Origin of the sequence: Catenulispora sp. MAP12-49, from assembly GCF_041262705.1 — a bacterium.
Classification (GTDB): Bacteria; Actinomycetota; Actinomycetes; order Streptomycetales; family Catenulisporaceae; genus Catenulispora.
In genome coordinates, this window is sequence record NZ_JBGCCP010000017.1 from 135,054 (window position 1) to 158,753 (window position 23,700).

Genomic DNA, 23,700 nt, shown 5'->3' on the forward strand with positions numbered 1-23,700 from the left:
ACGAAGCTCCGTTCACTCCGGCAGCTCAGACAGGGCCCTTAGCGCAAGAAGATAGGAGCCGATCCCGAACCCGGCGATGGTCCCGCTGGCCACCGGGGCGATGACGCTCTTGTGGCGGAACTCCTCCCGCGCGTGCGGGTTCGAGATGTGGACCTCGATCAGCGGCGCGGTGCGCTGCGCGGCGGCGTCGCGCATGGCGTAGGAGTAGTGCGTGAAGGCGCCGGGATTGATGACCACCGGCACCCGTCCGTCGGCGGCCTCGTGCAGCCAGCGCACGATGTCGCCCTCGTCGTTGGTCTCGCGCACCTCGACGTCGAAGCCGAGCTCGCCGCCGAGCGCCTCGCAGGCCTTGACCAGGCCGGCGTAGGAGACCGAGCCGTAGACATCGGGCTCGCGGCTGCCCAGACGGCCCAGGTTGGGGCCGTTCAGGACCAGGACTTTGCGCGGCCCGCTCACAGGTCGACCACTCCCCCGGCGCTCTGCTCCTCGGCCACCTCGCTGTACGCCGCGACCAGCAACGCCGGGTCCGGCCCCTCCAGCACGGCCGGCTTGGCCAGACCGTCCAGCACGATGAATCGCAGCATGTCCGCCCGCGACTTCTTGTCCACGCGCATGGTCTCCAGCAGCTTCGGCCAGGCGTGCCCGTCGTACCCGGTCGGCAGGCCGAGCGCGGTCAGGATCTCGCGGTGCCGGTCGGCGGTGGCGTCGTCCAGCCGCCCGGCCACCCGGCCGAGTTCGGCGGCGAAGATCATGCCGACGCTGATCGCCGCCCCGTGCCGCCAGCGGTAGCGCTCGTTGCGCTCGATGGCGTGGCCCAGGGTGTGGCCGTAGTTCAGGATCTCGCGCCGCCCGGCCTCCTTCAGGTCCGAGGAGACCACGTCGGCCTTGACCGCGATCGCGCGCTCGATGAGCTCGCGGGTGTGCGGGCCGTCGAAGCGCTTGGCGCCCTCGATGTCCGCCTCGACCAGCCGCAGGATCTCCGGGTCGGCGATGAACCCGCACTTGACGACCTCGGCCATGCCGGCCACGAAGTCGTTGGCGGGCAGCGTCTGGAGCGTGTCCAGGTCGCACAGCACCCCGGCCGGCGGGTGGAAGGCCCCGACCAGGTTCTTGCCCTCGGCGGTGTTGATGCCGGTCTTGCCCCCGACGGCGGCGTCGACCATGCCCAGCAGCGTGGTCGGGATCTGCACCACGCGCACCCCGCGCAGCCAGGTCGCCGCGGCGAAGCCGGCCAGGTCGGTGGTGGCGCCGCCGCCCAGGCCCACGACCGCGTCGGTCCGGGTGAAGTTGGACTTGCCGAGCACTTCCCAGATGTAGGCCAGGACCTCGACCGACTTGGCCTCCTCGGCGTCCGGGACCTCGATGGTCAGCGCCTGGTAGCCGGCGTGCTCGATGAGGTCGTCGCGGATCGCCTCGGCGGTGGCCGCCAGCGCGCGCGGGTGCACGATCGCCACCCGCGCGGCCTTGGTGCCGATCATTCCGGGCAGCTCGCCGAGCAGCCCATTGCCGATAACGACCTCGTAGGGCGCGTCGCCGCCGACCTTGATGCGGGTCTCCGTCGTCACTGCTGCTTCCCCAGGCTTTCGACGATCTCTGCCGCGACCTCTTCGGGCTCGCGGTCGGTACGGACAGTCAGGACCGCGACCTCTTCATAGAGCGGACGCCGCTCGTCCATGAGCTTGAGCAGGGTGCCGCGCACGTTGCCCAGCAGCAGCGGCCGGTCGCGGTTGAGGCCGACGCGGGAGGCGGCATCGCTGAGCGTCACCTCCAGGAAGGCCACCCGGTGCTCCTTGAGCAGGATCCGGGTGTCGGCGTCGAGGATGGCACCGCCGCCGAGCGCGAGGACGCCGTCGTGAGCTGCCAGCGCATCCTTGACCGCGGTCTTCTCCAACGCGCGGAAGTGCGCCTCGCCGTGCTCGACGAAGATCTCGGAGATCTGCTGCCCGGCAACAGTCTCGATGTCCTCGTCGGAATCCCGGAAGGCGACGCCGAGCTGCTCGGCCACCAGCCGGCCGACGGTGGACTTGCCGGAGCCGGGGGCTCCGACCAGGACGACAACCGGGCTCACGCCTGCGCCCCTACGGTGTGCTCGGGCCCTGCGATCTGCACAGGCATGCTCGCGAGGTAGGACTCGTAGTTGCGCCGGGTCTCCTTGACCGAGTCCCCGCCGAACTTCTCCAGCACCGCATCGGCGATCACCAGCGCGACCATCGCCTCCGCAACAACGCCAGCCGCCGGAACCGCGCAGACGTCCGACCGCTGGTGATGCGCCACGGCCGACTCACCGGTGGCGGTGTCGATGGTGCCCAGAGCACGCGGAACGGTCGCGATCGGCTTCATCGCAGCCCGCACCCGCAGCACCTCGCCGGTGGACATGCCGCCCTCGGTGCCGCCGCTGTGGCCGGTACGGCGCCGGACGGACAGCCTTGACTTCGAATCGGGCCCAGTGTTCGCGGCGACTTCCATCTCGTCATGCGCCTGCGAACCGGGAATGCGCGCCAGCAGGAAGCCGTCGCCGATCTCCACACCCTTGATGGCCTGAATACCCATGATCGCGCCGGCCAGCCGGGCGTCCAGGCGGCGGTCGGACTGCACGTGCGAGCCCAGGCCCGGCGGCAGCCCGTAGACGACCACCTCGACGACGCCGCCGAGGGTGTCGCCGTCCTTGTGCGCCTGGTCGATCTCGGCGATCATCGCCGCCTCGGCCTGCGGGTCCAGGCAGCGCACCGGCGAGGCGTCGAGCTTCTCGACGTCCCCGGGCAGCGGCAGGACTGCCTCGCGCGGCGACTCGGCAGCCCCGATACCGACCACATGCGAGACGATCTCGGCTCCGATGGCCTGCCGCAAGAAGTCCCGCGCCACCTCGCCGAGCGCCACCCGCGCCGCGGTCTCCCGGGCGGAGGCACGCTCCAGCACCGGACGGGCGTCGTCGAAACCGTACTTCTGCATGCCGGCCAGGTCCGCATGACCAGGACGCGGCCGGGTCAACGGCGCGTTGCGCGCCTGCGCGTCCAGCACCTCGGGATCGACCGCGTCGGCGGCCATGACCGTCTCCCACTTGGGCCACTCGGTGTTGCCCACCTGGATCGCGATGGGGCCGCCCTGCGTGAGCCCGTGCCGCACGCCGCCGAGGATGGTCACCTGGTCCTGCTCGAACTTCATGCGCGCGCCGCGCCCATAACCGAGGCGACGCCGAGCCAGGGCGTCGGTGATGGCCTTGGTGGACGTCTCGACCCCGGCCGGCAGCCCTTCGAGGACCGCGGTGAGGGCCGGACCGTGGGATTCCCCTGCGGTGAGCCAGCGTAGCGACATGGTGCGATTCTTCCACGTCTTGACAGGCGAGCCGGACGGCGTTCGGGGAGTGGACGTCAAATCCCGTTGCACACCGAACCCGCCCGCTGGCACAGTGCCAAGTTCGCCCTCGGAAGGACAAGACCCTTGGTCGTCTATGCCCTCATCTCCCGCCAAGCCTTCCGCCGCTACCTCACCTACCGCGGCGCCCTGTTCGGCGGCGTACTGGCCAACACCGTCTTCGGCGTGATCAAGGCCTTCATCATGACCGCCGTGTGGACCCAGCGGCCGAGCATCGGCGGCTACGGGCTGGCCGACGCCCTCACCTATGTCTTCCTCGCACAGGCGATGATCGGGCCGATGTCGCTGCTGACCAACGGCCTGGACATCCCGGCCCGCATCCGGTCCGGGGACATCGGAACCGACCTGTTCCGGCCGGTCGACTTCCAGACCTACTGGCTGGCCACCGATCTGGGCCGGGCCGCGTTCGCGATCCTGGGCCGCAGCGTCGTGCCCTTCGTGATCGGCGCGCTGCTGTTCCATCTGAACGTCCCGAAGGATCCGCGCGTCTGGGCCGCGTTCCTGGTGGCGGTGTTCCTCGGCACCGTGGTCAGCTTCGCACTGCGCTACCTGGCGGCGATGTCCGCCTTCTGGCTGCTGGACGAGAAGGGCGTGACCAGCATGGCGAACATCCTGACCTCCTTCCTCGGCGGCATGATCGTGCCGCTGGTGCTGTTCCCCGGCTGGCTGGGGCACCTGGCGCGCGCCCTGCCGTGGGCCTCGCTCGTGCAGCTGCCGGCGGACGTGTTCCTCGGGAAGCGCACCGGCGCCGCGATCGGCGGGGCGTACCTGTTCGAGATCGGCTGGGCCGCGGCGCTGCTGCTGGCCGGGCGCCTGGTCACACGCCGGGCCCGGCACCGGGTGGTGGTCCAGGGTGGCTGAGGCACCCGCGGCGGCCGAAGTGGCCGCACCGACCGCGCCAGAAACCGACCGCAGACCGCCGGGCCCCGTAGCCACCTACATGTGGACCGCGCGAATGTGGGGCCGCTCCGCCCTCCAATACCGCGCCTCGATGATCCTCACCATGGTGAACTCCGGCTTCACCGCCAGCCTGGAGCTGCTCGGGATCCTGGTCGTCTTCGGCAACGTCGACTCGATCGGCGGCTTCTCACTCCCGGAAGCGCTCTACCTCTACGGCACCGCGCAAGCCGCCTTCTTCACCAGCGACCTCCTCTTCACCGGCACCGAGAACCTGGCCGACCGCATCCGCCTCGGAACATTCGACGGCCTGCTGATCCGCCCGGTCGGCGTCCTCCCGCAGGTGTTCGCCGACCAGTTCACCCCACGCCGCGTGGCTCCCCTGGTCCCCGCCTACGCTGCCCTCGCGATCGGCGTGGCCAGGGCCCCAGTGCACTGGACGCTCCTGCGCGCCGCGATGGTGCCCTACACGCTGCTCATCGGCATCGCGGTCTTCGGCGCGATCTGGATCCTGGTCGGCGCCTTCCAGATCGTCGCCGCCGACGCCTCGGAGGTGATGAACAGCGTCACCTACGGCGGCCAGTTCATGACCTCCTATCCCTTGTCCCTGTACGGCCGCAAACTGATGCTGTTCCTGACCTTCGGCCTGCCGCTGGCCTACGTGAACTGGCAGCCCACGCTCTACGTCCTGGGCCACCCCGACCCGCTCGGGACCCCAGCCTTCCTCCGCTTCGCCGGGCCGCTGTTCGCCGCGGCCCTGTGGGCCCTGGCGCTCCTCGCCTGGCGCCAGGCCCTGCGCCACCACCGATCCACCGGGAGCTGACCGCCGTGACCTCTGTGATCATCGAGGCCGAGAACCTGTCGAAGACCTACACCCTGCGCAGGAAGGCCGGACGCCTGAAACGCGAACGGACCACCGTCGAGGCGGTCCGCGACCTGAACCTCTCCGTCGCCGAGGGAGAGCTGCTGGGCTACATCGGGCCGAACGGCGCGGGGAAGTCCACCTCCATCAAGATGTTCACCGGCATCCTGTCCCCCTCCGCCGGCACACTCCGGGTCGCCGGGCTGGAGCCGATCCGCGACCGCAAGCAACTGGCCCGGCGCATCGGCGTGGTGTTCGGGCAGCGCACCACACTGTGGTGGGACCTGCCCCTGCGCGACTCCTTCGCCCTGCTGCACCGGATGTACGCGGTCCCGGACGCCCGCTTCGCCGCGAACCTCGAACGCTACGTCGCCCTGCTCGAGCTGGAACCCCTCCTCGACACGCCGGTGCGCCAGCTCAGCCTCGGCCAGCGCATGCGCGGCGACCTGACCGCGGCGCTGCTGCACGACCCGGCCGTGCTCTACCTGGACGAGCCGACGATCGGCCTGGACGTCACCAGCAAGGCCGTGGTCCGCGAGTTCCTGTCCGAGCTGAACCGCGAGCAGGGCACGACGATCGTGCTGACCACCCACGACCTGGACGACATCGAGCGCCTGTGCCGCCGGGTGGTGGTCATCGACCACGGGACCGTCGCCTACGACGGCCAGCTGACCGCGCTGCGGGCCCGGGTCGCCGCGGACCGGACGCTGGTCGTCGACCTGGCCGAGCCGGGTCCGGCGATCACCGTGCCGGGCGCGACGGTGACCCGGGTCGACGGCCCGCGGCAGTGGCTGGCGTTCCCGGCGGAGGCGAACGCGGCGGCTCTGGTGGCCGCGATCGCGGCGCGCTACGAGTTGCTGGACGTGTCGATCCGCGACGCAGACATCGAAGAGGTTATTCGCAACCTGTACACAGGCTGATATGGTGACGCGGCAATCTCGGGCATTGATGCTGGTCAGTATCGAACAAAAGATCTGCGACACCACATCGGGAGGGCGCCATGGCCGGATGGACCGTCCCCGGGTACAGCGGGACCCGGGTACTGGGCGTCGGGGAGGCCGGCCGGATCGACGAGGCCGTGCACGACGCGAGCGGCGACCGGGTCACGATCACGTACCTGAGCGAGAAGCTGTGCTCGGACGAGGTGTTCCGCGAACGCTTCCGCCGCGAGGCGGAGCTCCTGGCGGGCCTGGACCACCCGAACGTGGTGCGGGTCCGCGGCCTGGCGGCGGACGGGTCCGCGTTGGCGCTGGTCACGGACGCGGTCGAGGGCGCAGCACTGCGGAGGGTGCTCGCGATCTCCGGCCCGCTGTCCCCGGAGGCGGCGCTCACGGTGCTGCGCGCGTCGCTGCTCGGCCTCGGCGCCGCCGGCGACATCGGGGTCGTGCACCGGGACTACCAGCCCTCGGACGTGGTGGTCGCGCCCGACGGGGCGGTGAAGGTGGGCGGCTTCGGGCTCGCCGTGCGGACCGGGGCGATGATGCCCGCAGCCGGTCCGCCTTCTTATATGGCGCCCGAGCTGTGGGAAGGTGCGGCGCCGGGGCCCGTGAGCGACATCTACGCGGCGACGGCCACCTTCTACGAGTGCCTGACGGGGCGCGTGCCGTACACGGCGGACTCCGTGTTCGAGCTGCAGACGATGCACCGGGCGGCTCCGATACCCGTGGCCGGCATACCCGCGGCGCTGGCGCCTTTGCTGGCGCTGGGGTTGGCCAAGACCCCGGCGGAGCGGCCGGCGACGGCGACGGCGTTCCTCGCCGAGCTGGAAGCGGCCGCGGTCGTGGAGTTCGGGCTGGAGTGGGAGGAGCGCGGGCGGCGGGAGCTCGGCGCTTTGGTGGCGGCGCTTCCCGAGGAAGACCCGACAGCCGTGGCACCGACGGACGCGTCACGTTCGGCCATCGCCGCCGGTGACGACGGCGCGGGCATGAACCGCGGGACCAAGATCGGGATCGGCGCCGCGGTGATCGCGGTGATCGGAGCCGTGGTGGCGGCGATGACCCTGTCCCCGGGCAAGCACAGTGCGGCGGCGGCAGCGCCGTCCGGCGAGATCGTGTCGAGCGGTTCGGACCAGGCCGCGCCGACCGACGGCGGAGATTCGCCGGGGGTGGCGGGGGCGGCCCCGAAGCCGGGTTCGAGCAGCGCCGGCAGCAGCTCCCCGACCTCGGCGAAGGCGACGAGCGACGCCTCGAGCACCTCGGCGACCACGGCCACCGGCCCGGGCTCGGGATCGGCACCGACCAGCACGGCGACGCTCGTCGGCCTGCCGATACCGACGCTGCACTCCTGGGACCCGCCGCCGACCTCCGCGCCGGCCGGCCCGCCGCCGACCTCCGGCCCGGGCAGCCCGACCGGCAGCAGCGCGCCGCCGACGTCGCCGAGCGCCACGGTGACGGTCTCGGCCAGCGCGAGCATGACGAAGAGCACGTACAGCGGCCCCTGTCCGCCGACCGATCCGCCGACCGGAGCGGTGACGTTCACCGTGGGCGGGCTGCCGGCCGGGAATTCGGTGCCGATCACGTTCCACTGGCACGTGCCCGGCACCGGGACCGGCGGCAGCGGCGGCGCGAGCGGCTCGGGCGAGGTCGACGCCCGCGACGGCACGACCACCACGGGGTTCACGGTCGTGGACGATCAGCATTCGCAGAAGGGGCTGTCCGGCACGGTCCAGGTCACGTGGAGCGCGCCGGGCACGTCCGGGGGCTCGACGACTGCCGGGTCCGTGGACATCACCTGCACTCCTTCCGGCGGGGCCAGCAGCGGCGGCGGCGCGAGCGGCGGCTAGCCCGAACCCGGCGGCCTGCCCAAACCCAACGCCTCCACGACGAACCGCCGGACCTCGCCGAAGGCCGGCGGCTCGTCGCCGTGCTCGGCGAAGGCCAGCTGCGCCGAACCCACCAGCATCAGGGTCTTGAGGTCGGGGTCGAGCGTGGCGGGAAGCCGGCCGAGCGCGCGCTCGGCGTCGAGGTAGCCGGCCACCATGCGCGTGCCCTCGGTCAGCACCGGCAGCCCGGGGACGCCCGCCGCTCGCAGGCGGGCGCGCAGGCCGTCGCGGAAGGTCACGAGGGCGAGCACGTGCCGGGCCACCGACCCGAAGAAGTCGGTCAGCGCCTCGGCCAGGTTGTCGGCCGGATCGCCCTGCCCGGCCCGCGCCCGCAGCCGCTCGTCCTGCTCGGCGACCCGGCGCGCCCGGTCGATGAGGTAGTCGGCGAGAAAGGCGTCGAAGTCGGCGAAGTGCCGGTGCAGCACGCCCTTGGCCACGCCGGCCTCCTCGGTGACCGCACGGCTGGTCAGCGCGGCCGGCCCCGGCCCGAGCAGGACCCGCTCGGCGGCGTCGAAGAGCTGCTGGCGGGGGTCGCGGATGGCGATGCCGGTCGGCACGGCGGGGGTTCCCTTCGGCGGATGGCGGATGGCACGTCCGGTGGACGAGTGGGCAGGCGCCCACTTAAGGTGGGCGAGCGCCCACTAGAGTGGGCACACGGTCACTATAGCCGGAGACACCATGCCTGAGCAGCCCCGCGACCCGAGCGACGAGCCTGTGCAGCGGCCGACCGAACCGGCAGCGCCCACTGTGCCGAGCCCCGAGCCCCACCAGCCGCCCTCCCCAACCCAGCCCGCCGGCAGCGCGATCTCCGCCTCCTTCGGCGAGGACCCGGCCCGCTACGACCGCGCCCGCCCCGGCTATCCGCGTGCGCTGATCGACCGCGTCGTCGCCGGGCGGCCCGCGCGCACCGTGCTCGACGTCGGCTGCGGCACCGGCATCGTGGCCCGCCAGCTTCAGGCCGCCGGGTGCGTGGTCACCGGCGTCGAGCCCGATGCGCGGATGGCCGCCTTCGCGGCGGGGCGCGGGGTGGGCGTCGAGGTCGCGACGTTCGAGGACTGGGATCCGGCGGCCCGGCTCTTCGACGTCCTGACCGCGGGCATGACCTGGCACTGGGTCGACGCGGAGGCCGGGGCCGAGCAGGCGGCGCGGGTCCTGCGGCCCGGCGGTCGGATCGCGCTGTTCTGGAACGCCTTCCAGGTCCCGCCGCAACTCGCCGAGGCCTTCGCGGAGGTCTACGCCGAGCTCCTGCCGGAGCACCCGATGTACCAGCACGGCGTGCGGGCCGGCAAAGAGGTCTACGCACCGCTCCTGGCCGGCACCGCCGACCGGCTGCGCGAGGCCGGGTTCGAGCAGGTCGAGCACTGGCGCGACGAGTGGAAGCGCACCTACACCCGCGCCGAATGGCTGGACCTGTTCCCCACCTTCGGCGGCCACGCGCTGCTGCCGCGCACGACCGTGGCCGCGTTGCAGGAGGCGATCGGAGCCGAGGTGGACGCGGTCGGCGGGGAGTTCGAGGTCGAATACGCGACGGTGACGGTCGCCGCGCTCCGCGCTCCGCGAGAGTGACTGAGTCAGGTCACCTGAGCCAGACCGGGCCAGACCGAGCCGACCGAGCCGACCGGGCCGAACCTCAGCGCCCGCCCAGCGCCGCTTCCCCCGCAGCCCGCAGCTCCGCCAGCGGCGCCGGCGCCCGCCCGGTCATCAGCTCCACCTGCAACACCGCCTGGTGCACCAGCAGGTCCAGCCCGCCGAGCACCGCGCCGCCGTGCTCCGCCCACGCGGCGGCGAGCGGCGTCGGCCAGGGGTGGTAGAGCACGTCGAACAGGGTCCCCGGGTTCGTCGGGACCGAAGGTGCGAGAGTGTCCGTGGCGCCGGCCGGCGTCGTGCTGATGACCAGGTCGCCCTCGAACGCCGCGGGGGCCTCGGCCCAGTCGCGGATCCGGACGGCGGTGCCGACCGCCTCGGCGATCGCGTGGACCTCGGCGTCGCGGGCGCGGTTGCGGATGTAGATCTCGACCTCGCCCTTCGCGATGCCCGACAGGGCCGACAGGGCCGAGGAGGCCGTCGCGCCCGCGCCGAGGACCGACGCCGCCGAGGCCTGCCTCACGCCGCGCTCGGCCAGGGCGTTGACCAGGCCGGGGACGTCGGTGTTGGTGCCGGTGCGGGCGCCGTCCTGGGCGAACAGCACCGTGTTCACCGCCTCCACCGCCCGCGCCGTCGCGCTCACCTCGTCCAGCAGCGGGATCACCGCGCGCTTGAGGGGCATGGTCAGCGACAGGCCGGCCCAGGAGGCGTCGAGCCCGGACAGGAAGTCCGGGAGCGACGCCTCGTCGACCTCGTGCGCGTCGTAGATCCAGTCCGTCAGGCCGAGGGCGGCGTACGCGGCCCGGTGCAGGACCGGGGACAGCGAGTGCGCGATCGGCGAACCGAGGACGGCGGCGTGGCGGCTCAGGTCGGGTTCCTCACTGTGACGTGGAGCAGGCCTTGTCGCGCGACGCCTTCTGGCTCTTCTCGAAGAACTCCGTGCCGGTCGCGGTGACGCACCAGTAGTAGTCGTTGTCGTGGCTCGGCGCCAAGGCGGACTTGATCATGTCGTCGGAGGGGATGTACACCGGCGTCGGCGGCAGGCCGTGGTGCGGGGCGTAGGTCGAGTACGGGTTGTTCGGGTCCTGGACCTGCTTCGCGGTCGGGAGCGCGCCGTTCGGGAGGTGGCCGATGTAGTACAGCGCCGTGGAGTCCACGCCCAGGTAGTCGTTGTCCTTCAGGCGCAGGTAGACGCCCTCGGCGACCTTCTGGCCGTCGGTCGGGTCGGTGACCTCGCCCTCGGCGATCGAGGCGACCTTCAGGACGTCCTCCGGCGTGCACTTGACGGTGCCGCAGGTCAGGCCCACGGCCTTGGTGGGGAAGCCGATGTTGTTCAGGAACGCCATGCGGTTGGCCACCATCTGCTTCAGCACGCTCACCGGGTTGTCCGACGTCGTCAGCGAATACGTCCCCGGCTCGAGCATGCCCTCGATGGTGAACTTGCCGCTGCTGTCCTTCGACCACGGCGGCAGGCCGATCGTGTTGTCGGCCACCGCGCTGTCGAAGTCGGCCTGCTTCCACTTGCGCTTGTCGATCAGACTGGCCACGACGTCCTTGGCCCACTCGTGGGACTGGACGATTATCTGCGAGGCGTCGGACAGGTTCGACTTCTTCAGCAGTTCCAGCACCGCGTTGGTGCCGGAGATCGCCGGGCAGATCGAGTACGTGCCGGCGGTGATGCCGGTCGAGCCCTGGTTCTGGTTCGCCGCGTTGACGTAGGCCCGCGAGCTCTTGACCACGCCGGCGGTGAACAGGGCGTCCGCGATCTGCGAGCCGGTCGCGCCGCGCGGGATGTCCACCGGCACCTTCGCACTCGCCGCACAGGTGGCCCCGGCGGTGTAGTCGGGGGCGGGGCCGTACTTGCCCTTGTAGTAGGAGTAGCCGGCGTACATGCAGCCGCCGAACAAGCTCAGGATGCCGACCAGGACGAACAGCGGGGCCCAGGCGCGCAGCTTGCCGCCGCGGCGGCGCGGGGCCTGGTCCTCGAAGAAGCCGTCGTCGTCCCAGTCGCCGCCGCCCTGGCCGTACCCGGCCTGGTCGTAGCCGCCCTGGTCGTACTCCTCCTCGGCGGCGCCGCGGCGGCCGCGGCTCCCCCGGCCCGAAGATCGTGCAGGGCGGCCGGCCCGGCCGCCGTCGTCCCAGCCCGCGCTGCCGTGCTCGGTGTAGCCGGCCTCGCCCGCGGCCGCCGAGCCGGTGTCGCCCCAGCCGTCGTCGGCGTAGGAGTCGGCCGCGGTCGCGGTGCCGCCGGCGCCGTACGGATCCTGCGACGGCTGCGCGTAGGGGTCGATGACCTCGCTCTGCACGACCTTCGGGCCCGGGCGGGCGGCGCGGCGGCCGCGCGTGCCGCCGGCGGCCGGCGCGGCCTGCTGCTGGCCGTAGCCCGGTGGGGGCTGCTGGCCGTAGCCGGACTGCTGGTAGCCCTGCTGCTGTCCTTGCTGTCCCTGCTGGCCCTGCTGGCCGTACTGCGGCTGCGATTGCTGCGGCACCTGCGGCTGGCCGTAGCCCTGGCCGCCGCCCTGCTGCTGCGCCTGGCCGCCGTAGCCGGCCTGCTGGCCGTAGCCGCGCTGCGGACCGGGGCCCTGCTGCTGGCCGGACTGGCCGTACCCCTGCTGCTGGCCGTAAGAACCCTGCTGGCTGCCGTAGCCCTGCTGGCCCTGCTGGCCGTACGAACCCTGCTGCTGGCCGTAGCCCCGGTCGTACCCGGGCTGCTGGCCCTGCTGCCCCTGCTGCTGCTGGCCCTGCTGACCCTGCTGGCCATACGACGGATCCTGCTCGTACGGATCCGACGGCTGCGCATCGGCCCTCCGGCGGCCCCGCCCCTGAGGCGCGTCGCCCCCGTATCGCCAATCGCCGTCGCTCATCAGTTGCCGTCCTCCAGCTGGACCATCAGGCCGGGCGGACGTCCGGACATCCGTTCGGCATCAAGTGCGTTCTGCAAGATAACCACGGCGGCCGCTTGGTCTACCACCGATCTGCCCTTCTTCGCCTTGACCCCCGAGGCCCGCAGCCCCTGGGTCGCGGTGACCGTGGACAGACGCTCGTCGACCAGCCGGACCGGCACCCGCGGACCGAGGCGGCGGACCAGATCCCGGGCGTAGCCACGGATCTTGGCCGCGGCCGGGCCCTCGCCGCCGGACAGCGAGCGCGGCAGGCCGACCACGATCTCGAAGGCCTCGTACTCGGCGGCCAGCGCGGCCAGGCGGTCCAGGGAGGCGCGGCGCGGCTCGGCCTTCACCGTCTCCACCGGGGTGGCCAGCAGGCCGTCGCGGTCGCAGGAGGCCACGCCGATCCGGACGGTGCCGACATCGACCCCCAGCCGCACACCCCGGCGCATCTCGCGCTGCGGGGACGGGTCCGGGACCTCTGACATCTCCATGTTCGGCGGTCCTCCTTCCGTCCGGGTACGGTCCACGCCAACCGTGACGCGTCCGTGACCGTACCCGGTTCCGGCCTCCGCTGTCGCCTCCGGCGGCGATACCCGACTTGCCGGACACGGTATGACAAGATACGAATCACCGTCCGTGACGGGACAGGCTTCGGGACTCGGTAAAGGGCCCGGGACCGTCATCCGGTCCCGGGCCTGAAAAGCGCTCGGCGTGCTCTGCGCGCCGGTGTGCGCCTGTGTGTGCCTCAGCGCGCCTTACGCCGCCACCTTCTCCGCCACCGCGCGGCCGACGCCCTCCAGCGCCGCCGGGATCGCGGTCACGTCGGTGCCGCCGCCCTGCGCGACGTCGTCCTTGCCGCCCCCGCCGCCGCCGAGCGTCTTGGCCGCCGAGCGCACCAGCTCGCCCGCCTTCAGGCTCAAGGCCCGCGAGCCCTCGTTGGTCGCGATGACCACCACCGGGCGCTCCCCCGCCGCGGCCGCGACCGCGACCACCGCCGGGCGCGTGCCGAGCCGGCCGCGCACGTCCAGCACCAGCTTGCGCAGGTCGTCCGCGGACGCGCCGTCCGGCGCCTGGTGCGTGACCACCGCGACACCGTGCACGTCGGTCGCGCCGTCCGCGAGCGAGCCCGCGATCCGCAGCAGCTGGCCGGCCTTGAGCGCGGAGATCTCCTTCTCCGCGTCGCGCAGCTTGGTCATGATGCCGCCGACCCGCTCGACCAGCTCCTCCGGCCGCGCCTTCACGACCTCGGCGAGCTGCGCCACCAGGACGTGCTCGCGCGCCAGGAAGTGGTACGCGTCGGTGCCGACCAGCGCCTCCACGCGCCGCACGCCGGAGCCGATCGAGGACTCGCTCAGCAGCTTCACCAGGCCCAGGCGGCCGGTGTTGTCCACGTGCGTGCCGCCGCACAGCTCGTGCGCCCACTCGCCGACCGAGACCACCCGGACCCGGTCGCCGTACTTCTCGCCGAACAGCGCCATCGCGCCCATCGCCTTGGCTTCGGGCTGGCTCATCACCTGCGCCGTGACCGTGAGGTCGTCGATCAGCAGCTCGTTGACACGCTGCTCGACGTCCGCCAGCACCGAGTGCGGCACCGCGCCCGGGGAGGCGAAGTCGAAGCGGAAGCGGCCGGGCGAGTTCTCCGAGCCCGCCTGGGTCGCGGTCTCGCCGAGCAGCTCGCGGAACGCCTTGTGAACCATGTGTGTCGCGGTGTGCGCGCGGGAGATCGCCGCGCGCCGCGCGGTGTCCACCTCGCCCCACGCCTCGGTGCCCAGCAGCACCTCGCCGTCGCGGACGATCGCGCGGTGCGCGATCAGGTCGCCGACGGGCTTTTGCACGTCCACGACCTCGGCCAGCGCTCCGTTGCCGAGCCGGATCAGGCCGTGGTCGGCGAGCTGGCCGCCGCCCTCCGCGTAGAAGGGGGTGCGGTCCAGGACCAGCTCCACCTCGTCGCCGGGCTGCGCCGAGCTGCCGACCTGGCCGTTGACCAGCATCGCCTTCAGCAGGCCCTCGGAGGAGACCTCGTGGTAGCCGGTGAACGCCGACGGGCCCGCCGCGTCGAGCAGCTCCCGGTACGCGGACATGTCCGCGTGGCCGGTCTTCTTCGCCCGCGCGTCCGCCTTCGCCTGGTCCCGCTGCTCCTTCATCAGACGGCGGAAACCGTCCTCGTCGACCGTCAGGCCCGCCTCGGAGGCCATCTCCAGGGTCAGGTCGATCGGGAAGCCGAAGGTGTCGTGCAGCTTGAACGCCTGGTCGCCGGAGAAGACCGTGCCGCCGGACTTCTTCGCCTCGTCCGCGACGGTCTCGAACATCGCCGAACCGGTGCGCAGCGTCTGCAGGAACGAGGTCTCCTCGGCCACCGCGACCGCGACGATGCGCGAGGAGTCCGCGATCAGCTCGGGGTAGGCCTGGCCCATCGCGCCGATGGTGGTCTCGACGAGATCCTTTATGGTCGCGCCGTGCGCGCCGAGCAGGCGCATGTTGCGGATCGCGCGGCGCATCAGGCGGCGCAGCACGTAGCCGCGGCCCTCGTTGCCGGGGGTGATGCCGTCGCCGATCATCATCGTCGCGGTCTTCACATGGTCGGTGACCACGCGCAGCGAGACGTCGGTCTTGGTCTCCGCGCCGTACTCGACGCCCGCGATGGACGCCGCCTTGTCCAGGATCGCGCGCGAGGTGTCGATCTCGTACAGGTTGTTGACGCCCTGCAGGATCGTCGCCAGGCGCTCCAGCCCGAGGCCGGTGTCGATGGACTTCGACGGGAGCTCGCCCAGGATCGGGAAGCCGCCCTTGTCGCCGCCCGCGCCGCGCTCGAACTGCATGAAGACCAGGTTCCAGAACTCCATGTAGCGCTCGTCGTTCACCGCGGGGCCGCCGGCCTCGCCGAACTCCGGGCCCCGGTCGTAGAAGAGCTCCGAGCACGGGCCGCAGGGCCCGGGCACGCCCATCGACCAGTAGTTCTCCTTCATGCCCAGCCGCTGGATGCGCTCGGCCGGGAAGCCCGCCTTCTTCCAGATCTCCTCCGCCTCGTCGTCGTCGAGGTAGACGGTGACCCAGATCTTGTCCGGGTCCAGGCCGAAGCCGCCCTCGGAGACCGGCGTGGTGCACAGCTCCCACGCCATCGGGATGGCGGTCTCCTTGAAGTAGTCGCCGAAGGAGAAGTTGCCGCACATCTGGAAGAACGAGCCGTGCCGGGTGGTCTTGCCGACCTCCTCGATGTCCAGCGTGCGCACGCACTTCTGGACCGAGGTCGCGCGCGGCCAGGGCGGCGGCTGCTCACCGAGGAAGTACGGCTTGAACGGGGCCATGCCCGCGATGGTGAGCAAGGTGGTCGGGTCGTTCGAGATGAGCGACGCCGACGGGACGACCGTGTGGCCCTTCTTCTGGAAGAAGTCGAGCCAGCGGCGGTGGATCTCCGCGGATTCCATGAGCTTGTCAGCCTTCTAGGAAATGCGGCGCGCGTCGGGGTTCGGATGAGGACCCTGGCGCCGCGAGTGGTGACGGGGCGTCGGGGTGGGCCTGGTCGGCCGGGAAGGGCGGTCGACCGGCCCTAGGTAGCTCGCGCCTTCTTGGAGAAACCGTCACCTTCCGGGTCACGGTCCGACGCCGGCGGCACGTCGATGCCCAGCGCGACGTTCAACTCCTCCTCGCGGTCGTGCGCCCGCTCGCGCACGTCCTCGAAGAACTCCTTGACCGAGTCCAGCAGACCGCCGCCGGAGACCGAGACCCGGTCCGCGAGGCCCGCGGGGGTCAGCTCCTTGGCGGTCGCGGTGACCTTGCGGAAGACCAGCACACCCGCGGTCGCGCCCATGGACACCCAGAAGAGGCGGCGCACAGTTCCCGTGAACATCAGACCGTCATCCCTTCTTCTTGTCGGCGCGACGGGCCTTGCGGTCCGCCTTCAGCTCGGCCTTGACGCGCTTGGCCACATCCTCATTCTTGCGCGAGGTGATGGCCGCGCGCACCCCATAACTGAAGGAGGCCACCTTCACCAGCGGTCCGCCGATCGCCGAGGTGGCGGTGGAGACCAGTCCGGAGACGTTCTTGGACATCGTCTCGACGTTGTCGGTGATGGCGTCGACCTTGACCAGCTGGGCGTTGCCGTTCTTGACGGTGTCGGTGATCTCGTTCAGCAGCGGGACGGTCTCCTGGGTGATCCCGGCGACGAGCTTGGTCGTCTCCTTCAGCACCTCGGCCACGCGGACCAGAACGAAGGCAAAGAAGCACACTCCGATCGCGAAGAAGATCGCGAACACCAGTCCGACAATCGCGCCAGCGGACACCAGGGACTCCCTGAGTTGTTATCGAAATTTGAAGACGCGCTCTGTATGAGCAAGACATTGCGTATGAGCACAGCACCCTACCGCGCGGCCTGGGGTATCAGGCACGGGGCTCGGCGCGGTTACGGCATCGGTGTGTCAGGAGCCGTCGGGGCCTACAGCATCGTCCGTACGAGCGTCTACGCCACCGAGCATGGCCCTGACACGGTCGTAGACGTCGGAGTAGCGGGCCTCCGCGCCGTGCCTGGTGGGCTCGTAGTAGCGGCGGTCCTTCACGGCGTCCGGGGCGTACTGCTGCGCGGCCACGCCGCCGGGGACGTCGTGGGCGTAGACGTAGCCCTGGCCGTGGCCCAGGGACTGGGCGCCGGAGTAATGAGCGTCACGCAGATGCGGCGGCACCGGGCCGGCCAGACCCTTGTGCACATCCCCCAGCGCCGCGCCGATGGCCTTGACCGCGGAATTGGACTTCGGGGCCAGGGCCAGATGGATCACCGCGTGCGCCAGCGTGATCTGCGCCTCGGGCCAGCCGATGAAGGAGACCGCCTGCATCGCGGCCACCGCCATCTGCAGCGAGCTCGGATCGGCCATGCCGATGTCCTCGCTGGCCGAGATCACCAGGCGCCGGGCGATGAAGCGCGGGTCCTCGCCGGCGTCGACCATGCGCGCCAGATAGTGCAGGGCCGCGTCCACATCGCTGCCGCGGACCGACTTGATGAAGGCGCTGGCGACGTCGTAGTGCTGGTCGCCGTCCCGGTCGTAGCGGACCGCGGCGCGGTCGACGGCCTGCTCCAGGATGTCGAGCTCGAGCGCGGCGGGGCCCTCGCCCTTCGCCGCCGCCAGCGCGCCGGCCGCGCCTGCTTCCAGCGCGGTGAGGGCACGGCGGGCGTCGCCGCCGGCGATGCGCAGCAGGTGCTCCTCGGAGTCCGCCGGGAGCGTGACCTTGCCGGCCAGGCCGCGCTCGTCCTCCAGCGCGCGATGGATGACCTCGCGGACGTCGTCCTCGGTCAGCGGCTGCAGGGTCAGCAGCAGCGAGCGGGACAGCAGCGGGGAGATGACCGAGAAGTGTGGGTTCTCGGTGGTCGCGGCGACCAGGGTGACCCAGCGGTTCTCCACGGCCGGCAGCAGGGAGTCCTGCTGCGCCTTGGAGAAGCGGTGGATCTCGTCGAGGAACAGGAGCGTCTCGCGGCCGTACATGCCCAGTTCGCGCTTGGCCCGCTCGACGACGGCCCGGACCTCCTTGACCCCGGCGTTGATCGCGGACAGCTCGGCGAAGGTGCGCTCGGTGGCGTTGGCCAGCACGTAGGCCAGGGTGGTCTTGCCGGTGCCGGGCGGGCCCCAGAGCAGGATGGAGGAGGGGACGGTGACCCCGTCCCCGGCCTTGACCAGCCGCCACAGCGGGGAGCCGGAGCGCAGCAGGTGCTTCTGCCCGACGATCTCGTCCAGGACCCGCGGGCGCATGCGCACCGCGAGCGGGGCCGCGATCCTGGCCTTCTCGGCGCCCGCCTCCTCGAACAAGTCCAGCTGCTCCACGTCACGACCTTAGCGCCCCGGACTGACAGCCCCGTCCGCCACAATGATCGTCATGAGGGAAGTGATGACCGAACCAGTGATACGGCGCGCGGAATCGACCGACGATCTGTTCGCCGCCGCGGGCCGGGACTACCTGCTCCGCTCGGACGCCGCCCCGGAGGAGTCACTGGCCGACCAGGGCGTGGCCTGGCTCGCGGCCGACGGCGGCTTCGCCTTCGGCGGTTCGAAGGAGGGCCCGGACCTGGTCGACTGGCTGACCGTGATCGGGACCCCGGACACCTCCCTGACGCTGCTGCGCCGCGCGCTGGCCGAGCTGCCGCGTCCGCCGCACGGCTTCAGCGTGCCGCGGGAGACGGACCTGGGCTCCCTGGCCGCCTCGGAGCTGGACCAGTGGGACTTCATGGCCTTCGACCCGGCGTGGGGCGTGGAGCTCGCGGTGCTCCCCGGCGAGGAGCGGGTCGCCGAACTGCTGCCGTCGGCGTCCGCCGACGCCGAGATCGGCGAGTTCCTGAAACTGGCGAACCCCTCGCACTCCGCCAAGCCGGGCTGGGAGGCGATCGACGCCTGGGGCGTGGTGCGCGACGCCGACGGCGCGCTGCTGGCCTGCGGCGCGTACTGCCGGCGCGACGGCGGCAACGGATATCTGGCGTCGATAGGCACGGCCCCGGCAGCTCGCGGCCAGGGCCTCGGCACGGCGGTGTCCTCCTGGCTGACCCGCCGCTCGCTGGCGAACGGCGACGGCTTCTGCGCCCTGGGGCACTGGCACCCGAACGAGCCGGCCCGCCGCATGTACGCGCGCCTCGGCTACCGCACGACGCACCAGATGAAGAGCGGCAGGCTCGCGGCGTGAGCCGCTTCGACCTGCGCGAGGTCTCGGTCCGCCGCGAGGACGCGCTGATCATCGACCGGGTCACCGCGACGATCGCGCCGGGACGCTGCACGGCCCTGGTCGGCCCCAGCGGCGCGGGCAAGTCGACGCTGCTGCGCCTGTTCAACCGCCTCGACGACCCGAGCGAGGGCACGATCCTGCTGGACGGCGCCCCGCTGGACTCGCTGGACGTGCTCGCGCTCCGGCGGCGCGTGGGCCTGGTCGGCCAGCGGCCGGTGCTGGTGACGGAGTCGGTCCCGGAGGAGCTCCGCGTCGGAGCGCCCGAGCTGACCGACGAACAGGCACTGGAGCTGCTCAGGCGCGTGGGGCTCGGCGAGGACTTCTACGACCGGCCCACCCAGGGCCTGTCCGGCGGCGAGGGCCAGCGCGTGTGCCTGGCACGCACGCTGGCGGTCGGGCCGCAGGTGCTGCTGCTCGACGAGCCGACCTCGGCCCTGGACCCGGAGGCCGCGGCCGCGGTGGAGGACACTCTGTGCGGGCTGCTCGGCGACGGGCTGACGGCGATCCTGGTGAGCCACCGGGCGGCGCAGGTGCGGAAGATGGCCGACGACGCCCTGGTGCTGCGCAAGGGGCGGCTGGTGGAGAGCGGACCGGTCGCGGAAGTGGCTTATGTGAGCGAGGGCGGCTAGGGGCGGAGCCGGACCCGCGCGCCGCAAAATGCCGACCGCCAACCGCCGCTGTGCGGCACGGCGACCAATCGCCCGCCGCTCTCCGACACACCGACCGGCTCCTCGCCGCACTCCGGCACACCCACCGGCGCCCGCCCCTGTCCGACCCACCCCCTACACTCGCCCCATGAGCAGCCCCGCAGTCCCCGAATGGACCGGCGTCGCCCTCTCGATCAGCCTCGTCGGCGTCGCCGTGCTCATCGCCTGGCGCCAGCGGCTCGGGCTGGCGCGCGAGGTCGTCGTCGCGGCGGTGCGGGCGGGGATCCAGTTGTTCCTGGTCGGCGCGGTGCTGTTGTACCTGTTCAACCACGCCGGTCTGCTGGGCGGCTTCGGGTGGCTCGCGGTCATGGTGCTCATCGCCGGGCAGGTGGCCGGGCGGCGGGGCAAGGGGCTGCGGCACTCGCGGTACGTCGCCACCGCGGCCGTGGCGATCGCCGCCGCCGTGACGATGGGCGTGCTGATGGCGTTCGGGGTGATCCAGACGACGCCGCGCGTGGTGGTGCCGGTCGGCGGGATGGTGGTCAGCGGGTCGATGGCGGCCACCGGCGTGACGCTGGCGCGGATGGTCGCCGAGGCGCGCGGGCAGCGGGCGGCGATCGAGGCGCGGCTGTCGCTGGGGCTCAGCGCCGCGGCCGCCTTCGCGCCGCATCGCAGGGAGCTGCTGCGCACCGCGCTGATCCCGACGCTGGACTCCACGAAGGTGGTCGGGCTGATCAGTCTGCCGGGGGCGATGACCGGTCTGATCCTGGCCGGGGTGTCACCGGAGGTGGCGATCCGGTACCAGATCGTGGTGATGTACATGCTGCTGGCCGCCGCGGTGACCGCCGCGCTGGCGTCGGCGGAGCTCGGGCAGCGGATGTTGTTCACCCCCGCACAGCAATTGCGGTAGTCCGGACAGAAGGCCGAAATACCAGCTCAGGGCGCCTGGAGGCGGTGCGGGGCGAGACCATAAACCCTCTTCGACCCTCAATTGCGGCCGTCCGTTAATCGCTCTCTCAGGCTGCTATGCCTAAGCTCCACTCCCATGACTACGTCTAGCAGCACCGACAGCACCGACCGCGTGGAGGCCGTCGAGGCCGACGACGCGGAAACCGTACTCCTCGCCGAGACCGAGCCGTCCGACGAGATCGTGCCCGAGCTCGTCGAGGACGACGAACTCGTCGAGGGCGCGGACGCCCTCCCGGCCTACGACGCCAAGCCCGGCTCCGGGGGCGTCATCGCCGCCGGCGCCGCCGCGGTCGCCGCCGCGGGCCTGGCCATCACCTCGCTCGGCGGGAACTGGCTCGGCGACGTCCTGTCGCAGCGCCAGTCCCTGATCGGGCAGATCAACACCGCGAACTCCGCCGCGGACGCCATCATCAAGCAGCGCTACACCGACGTGTGGCACAAGCAGGCGTTCGTCAGCATGGGCTTCGCGATCGCGGCCGTCGTCATCGCCGCCGCCACGCTGTTCCTCGGCGCGTTCGCCGCCAAGGAGCAGCCGCCGGTCTGGGTCCGGGTCGTGACCTGGGGCGCGCTGGTGCTCGGCGTCATCGGGCTGGGGGTGGCCGCCGCGATGTACTTCGACGTCTTCACCGGGACCATCTCGGTGCCCGCCGGCGCCGCCAGCGGCGGGCAGCAGTAAGCCGGAGCACCGACTGCTACGGCCGGGCCCACTCCCGCGCCGTCAGCTCGTAGCGGACCTCCCCGAGTTCGGAGCCCTCGATCGGCTCCAGCTCGGGGAAATACGTGTTCACGTGGGTCATCCCCAGCTTCTCCATCACGTTGCGTGAACCGCGGTTCACGAACATCGTCTCGGCCCAGACGAGGTGCACCCCGAGTTCGGTGAACGCCTTGCGCAGCAACGCCTGCGACCCCTCGGTGGCATAGCCCCTGCCCCATGCGGCCCGCCGCAGCCGGTACCCGAGTTCGACCTCGTCCAGCGGCCCCTCGGCCCCGGGCCGCAGGATGAACCAGCCGACGAAGGCGCCGCCGTCCTTCTCGTGCGCGGCGAGCATGCCGAGCTTGTACTCCCACTTCTCCAGACCCGCGAGGATCCGCGGCAGGATCCGGTCGCGGACGTCCTGCGCCGGCGTCGGCTTGCCCCCGGTGAGATACCGCATCACCGCGGGATCGCTGTCCAGCTCGATCAGCAGGTCGGCGTCCTCCGCGGTGAAGCGGCGCAGCAGCAGGCGGTCGGTCTCGAGGTAGGGGTCCACGCAGCCGATCATCGCCGACCGGTCGTCACGCCACCCAACGGTTTTCCTCCGGTACCGGCGGCAGGGCGGTCTCGCAGCGGAACGCCGCAGCCAGCCTGCGCACCGCGTCGCGCAGCGTCTCCTCGGGCAGCGTGTACGGGATCCGCACCCGGTGCTCGAACGTCCCGGGGTCCACGCCGAACTGCGGCCCGCCGACCAGCCGCACGCCGAAGGCCGCGGCCCGGTCCGCCAGCTCCGTGGACGACGGTTCGCCCATGTCGACCCACAGCGACAGGCCGCCCGGCGGCCGGCGCCACGTCCAGTCCGGCAGCTCCGCCGCCAGCGCCGCCTCCAGCGCGGCCCGCTGCCGCCGCAGCCGCGCCCGGCGCTCCTCGACGATGCCCTCGCCGCGGCGCAGCAGGGCGGCGGCGATGATCTGGTCCAGCACCGAGCCCGCCATGTCCATCGCCACCCGCTGGCCGGCCAGTTCGGTGGCCATCCGCGGGGTGGTCCGGATCCAGCCGATCCGCAGACCGCCCCAGTGGCTCTTGGACATCGAGCCGACGCTGATCACCTGCTCGGCCGCCGCGCGCGAGACCGAGGCCGGGAACGGCACCGGGGCCGGGACGTCCAGGGCCATGTCCGCGACGGTCTCGTCGTTGACGATCCAGGTGCCGGCGGCCCGCGCCGCCTCGGCCGCCTGGGCCCGGCGCTCGGGCGACATCAGCGTGCCGGTGGGGTTCTGGAAGTCCGGGATCAGGTACGCCACCCGCGGCGCGGTCTGGCGCAGCTGCGCGGCCAGCACGTCGGACTCGATGCCGTCCTCGCCGACCGGCACCGGCACCGGCCGCAGCCGGGCCCGCCGCATGGCCTCCACGCTGTTCGGGTAGGTCGGGCTCTCCACCACGACCCGGTCCCCCGGCCCGCACAGCAGGCCCAGCGCCAGCACGTTGCCGTGCTGCGCCCCGGAGGTGATGACGATCTGGTCCGGCGTGGTCGGCAGCCCGCGCCGGACGTAGCGCTCGGCGATCAGCTCGCGCAGCTCCGGCCAGCCGGCGTGGTAGTAGCCGGTGTCCGCGGTCAGCGCCGAGATGGTCGGCGTGACCTCGGCCAGCACCTCGGCCATCAGCTCGCCGGGCATGCCGAAGGAGGCGCAGGACAGGTCGATGGCCACATCCGCGGCGCCGGGCTGGCTGGGCAGCAGCCAGCCGCCGGAGACCTGGGGCCCGGCCCCCGGCGGCAGCGTGGTCCAGGTGCCCGAGCCGCGCCGGCTCTCCAGGAAGCCGTCCTCGCGCAGCAGGTCGTAGGCGGCGGTGACGGTGGTCCGGCTCATCCCCAGGGCGGCGGCCAGGTCCCGCTCGGCGGGGACCCGCGTACGCAGCGCGATCCGGCCGTCCAGGATCAGGCCCCGGACGCTGTGCGCCAGCGCGCGGTAGGCCGGGCGGCGGTCGGACTCGGCGGCCGGGACGCCGGCGCCGCCCAGATGCGCGACCTCGCGGATCAGCCGGGCCAGGCGGGTGCTGCCCACCGTGCGGTCGGTCGTCACCAGCTCCATCGGAGCAGCCATGCCACCCTCCTTCGATTGGCCCTGTATGAGCGGGCCACTTGACCTCCATCCTGATGGAAGTGGCCCGCAAGGGCAATCCTCACAGGAGGCCAACATGACCAGCACGGCGTCCGCGGAACGCGCCACCCTCACCGCCCCCGTGGCCGGTGACCAGGCCGAGCGCGCGATGCT

General features: G+C 72.1%; 23 protein-coding genes. 9 read left to right on the forward strand and 14 right to left on the reverse strand.

Annotated features, from left to right (window positions below; translation table 11 throughout):
- Nucleotides 1-12: 12 nt before the first annotated feature.
- The 4 genes from aroQ to aroC are packed head-to-tail and all read right to left on the reverse strand — an operon-like array spanning nucleotide 13 to nucleotide 3,312.
- A complete protein-coding gene (aroQ, locus tag ABIA35_RS28150; protein ID WP_370341749.1) occupies nucleotides 13-456 on the reverse strand; it encodes a type II 3-dehydroquinate dehydratase in 444 nt (147 codons plus the stop codon).
- Nucleotides 453-1,565 (reverse strand): 3-dehydroquinate synthase, encoded by a 1,113-nt coding sequence (gene aroB, locus ABIA35_RS28155; RefSeq protein ID WP_370341750.1) that lies wholly within the window; start codon nucleotides 1,563-1,565, stop codon nucleotides 453-455. The genes aroQ and aroB overlap by 4 nt, the downstream gene beginning before the upstream one ends.
- Nucleotides 1,562-2,068 (reverse strand): shikimate kinase, encoded by a 507-nt coding sequence (locus ABIA35_RS28160; RefSeq protein WP_370341751.1) that lies wholly within the window; start codon nucleotides 2,066-2,068, stop codon nucleotides 1,562-1,564. The genes aroB and ABIA35_RS28160 overlap by 4 nt, the downstream gene beginning before the upstream one ends.
- Nucleotides 2,065-3,312 carry a chorismate synthase gene (aroC, locus tag ABIA35_RS28165; RefSeq protein ID WP_370359883.1) on the reverse strand — a complete coding sequence of 416 codons (1,248 nt, stop codon included), beginning with the start codon at nucleotides 3,310-3,312 and terminating at the stop codon, nucleotides 2,065-2,067. The genes ABIA35_RS28160 and aroC overlap by 4 nt, the downstream gene beginning before the upstream one ends.
- Before the next feature lie 126 nt (nucleotides 3,313-3,438).
- Here aroC and ABIA35_RS28170 point away from each other — a divergent pair, with 126 nt between their 5' ends.
- The 4 genes from ABIA35_RS28170 (at nucleotide 3,439) to ABIA35_RS28185 (ending at nucleotide 7,913) form a co-directional block, all read left to right on the forward strand.
- Nucleotides 3,439-4,233 (forward strand): ABC transporter permease, encoded by a 795-nt coding sequence (locus ABIA35_RS28170; RefSeq protein WP_370341754.1) that lies wholly within the window; start codon nucleotides 3,439-3,441, stop codon nucleotides 4,231-4,233.
- Nucleotides 4,226-5,092, forward strand: coding sequence for an ABC transporter permease (locus ABIA35_RS28175; protein WP_370359884.1), 867 nt, complete (start codon nucleotides 4,226-4,228; stop codon nucleotides 5,090-5,092). Before ABIA35_RS28170 ends, ABIA35_RS28175 begins: the two co-directional genes overlap by 8 nt.
- Nucleotides 5,089-6,051, forward strand: a complete 963-nt coding sequence (locus ABIA35_RS28180) for an ATP-binding cassette domain-containing protein (protein ID WP_370341865.1) — start codon at nucleotides 5,089-5,091, stop codon at nucleotides 6,049-6,051. The genes ABIA35_RS28175 and ABIA35_RS28180 overlap by 4 nt, the downstream gene beginning before the upstream one ends.
- An 80-nt stretch (nucleotides 6,052-6,131) precedes the next feature.
- Nucleotides 6,132-7,913: a protein kinase gene (locus ABIA35_RS28185; RefSeq protein ID WP_370359885.1), complete on the forward strand. Its 1,782-nt coding sequence runs from the start codon at nucleotides 6,132-6,134 to the stop codon at nucleotides 7,911-7,913.
- Here the strand turns inward: ABIA35_RS28185 and ABIA35_RS28190 are convergent.
- A complete protein-coding gene (locus ABIA35_RS28190; RefSeq protein WP_370359886.1) occupies nucleotides 7,910-8,509 on the reverse strand; it encodes a TetR/AcrR family transcriptional regulator in 600 nt (199 codons plus the stop codon). The genes ABIA35_RS28185 and ABIA35_RS28190 overlap by 4 nt on opposite strands.
- Nucleotides 8,510-8,630: 121 nt before the next feature.
- Here ABIA35_RS28190 and ABIA35_RS28195 point away from each other — a divergent pair, with 121 nt between their 5' ends.
- Entirely contained in the window at nucleotides 8,631-9,518 is an 888-nt protein-coding gene (locus ABIA35_RS28195) for a class I SAM-dependent methyltransferase (RefSeq protein WP_370341759.1), read from the forward strand.
- Between the two features lie 64 nt (nucleotides 9,519-9,582).
- Here ABIA35_RS28195 and ABIA35_RS28200 read toward each other — a convergent pair whose 3' ends face one another.
- The 7 genes from ABIA35_RS28200 to ABIA35_RS28230 all read right to left on the reverse strand — a co-directional run bounded on the left by ABIA35_RS28200 (nucleotide 9,583) and on the right by ABIA35_RS28230 (nucleotide 18,228).
- A complete protein-coding gene (locus ABIA35_RS28200; protein WP_370359918.1) occupies nucleotides 9,583-10,404 on the reverse strand; it encodes a shikimate dehydrogenase in 822 nt (273 codons plus the stop codon).
- A gap of 10 nt (nucleotides 10,405-10,414) precedes the next feature.
- Nucleotides 10,415-12,397: an endolytic transglycosylase MltG gene (mltG, locus tag ABIA35_RS28205; RefSeq protein ID WP_370359887.1), complete on the reverse strand. Its 1,983-nt coding sequence runs from the start codon at nucleotides 12,395-12,397 to the stop codon at nucleotides 10,415-10,417.
- On the reverse strand, nucleotides 12,397-12,912 hold the full coding sequence (gene ruvX, locus ABIA35_RS28210; protein ID WP_370341761.1) for a Holliday junction resolvase RuvX: 516 nt from the start codon (nucleotides 12,910-12,912) through the stop codon (nucleotides 12,397-12,399). The genes mltG and ruvX overlap by 1 nt, the downstream gene beginning before the upstream one ends.
- A 264-nt stretch (nucleotides 12,913-13,176) precedes the next feature.
- Complete coding sequence (gene alaS, locus ABIA35_RS28215) at nucleotides 13,177-15,846, reverse strand: alanine--tRNA ligase (RefSeq protein WP_370341763.1); 2,670 nt, start codon at nucleotides 15,844-15,846, stop codon at nucleotides 13,177-13,179.
- A gap of 122 nt (nucleotides 15,847-15,968) precedes the next feature.
- On the reverse strand, nucleotides 15,969-16,268 hold the full coding sequence (locus ABIA35_RS28220; RefSeq protein WP_370341764.1) for a hypothetical protein: 300 nt from the start codon (nucleotides 16,266-16,268) through the stop codon (nucleotides 15,969-15,971).
- A gap of 7 nt (nucleotides 16,269-16,275) precedes the next feature.
- Nucleotides 16,276-16,701 carry a DUF948 domain-containing protein gene (locus ABIA35_RS28225; RefSeq protein ID WP_370341766.1) on the reverse strand — a complete coding sequence of 142 codons (426 nt, stop codon included), beginning with the start codon at nucleotides 16,699-16,701 and terminating at the stop codon, nucleotides 16,276-16,278.
- Nucleotides 16,702-16,836: 135 nt separating this feature from the next.
- A complete protein-coding gene (locus ABIA35_RS28230; protein WP_370341767.1) occupies nucleotides 16,837-18,228 on the reverse strand; it encodes a replication-associated recombination protein A in 1,392 nt (463 codons plus the stop codon).
- A gap of 64 nt (nucleotides 18,229-18,292) precedes the next feature.
- On the opposite strand from ABIA35_RS28230, the gene ABIA35_RS28235 reads away from it, so the two are divergent.
- The 4 genes from ABIA35_RS28235 to ABIA35_RS28250 all read left to right on the forward strand — a co-directional run bounded on the left by ABIA35_RS28235 (nucleotide 18,293) and on the right by ABIA35_RS28250 (nucleotide 21,409).
- Nucleotides 18,293-19,078, forward strand: coding sequence for a GNAT family N-acetyltransferase (locus ABIA35_RS28235; RefSeq protein WP_370359888.1), 786 nt, complete (start codon nucleotides 18,293-18,295; stop codon nucleotides 19,076-19,078).
- A complete protein-coding gene (locus tag ABIA35_RS28240; RefSeq protein WP_370341770.1) occupies nucleotides 19,075-19,746 on the forward strand; it encodes an ATP-binding cassette domain-containing protein in 672 nt (223 codons plus the stop codon). Before ABIA35_RS28235 ends, ABIA35_RS28240 begins: the two co-directional genes overlap by 4 nt.
- Before the next feature lie 166 nt (nucleotides 19,747-19,912).
- On the forward strand, nucleotides 19,913-20,674 hold the full coding sequence (gene fetB / locus ABIA35_RS28245) for an iron export ABC transporter permease subunit FetB (RefSeq protein WP_370341771.1): 762 nt from the start codon (nucleotides 19,913-19,915) through the stop codon (nucleotides 20,672-20,674).
- A gap of 135 nt (nucleotides 20,675-20,809) precedes the next feature.
- The gene (locus ABIA35_RS28250) at nucleotides 20,810-21,409 is read left to right on the forward strand and encodes a hypothetical protein (RefSeq protein ID WP_370341772.1); all 600 of its coding nucleotides are present in this window, start codon (nucleotides 20,810-20,812) and stop codon (nucleotides 21,407-21,409) included.
- Nucleotides 21,410-21,425: 16 nt separating this feature from the next.
- Here ABIA35_RS28250 and ABIA35_RS28255 read toward each other — a convergent pair whose 3' ends face one another.
- Together ABIA35_RS28255 and ABIA35_RS28260 are read right to left on the reverse strand one after the other, a co-directional pair.
- The gene (locus ABIA35_RS28255; protein WP_370359889.1) at nucleotides 21,426-21,983 is read right to left on the reverse strand and encodes a GNAT family N-acetyltransferase; all 558 of its coding nucleotides are present in this window, start codon (nucleotides 21,981-21,983) and stop codon (nucleotides 21,426-21,428) included.
- Nucleotides 21,984-22,008: 25 nt separating this feature from the next.
- On the reverse strand, nucleotides 22,009-23,529 hold the full coding sequence (locus tag ABIA35_RS28260) for a PLP-dependent aminotransferase family protein (protein ID WP_370341774.1): 1,521 nt from the start codon (nucleotides 23,527-23,529) through the stop codon (nucleotides 22,009-22,011).
- Between the last annotated feature and the right edge of the window lie 171 nt (nucleotides 23,530-23,700).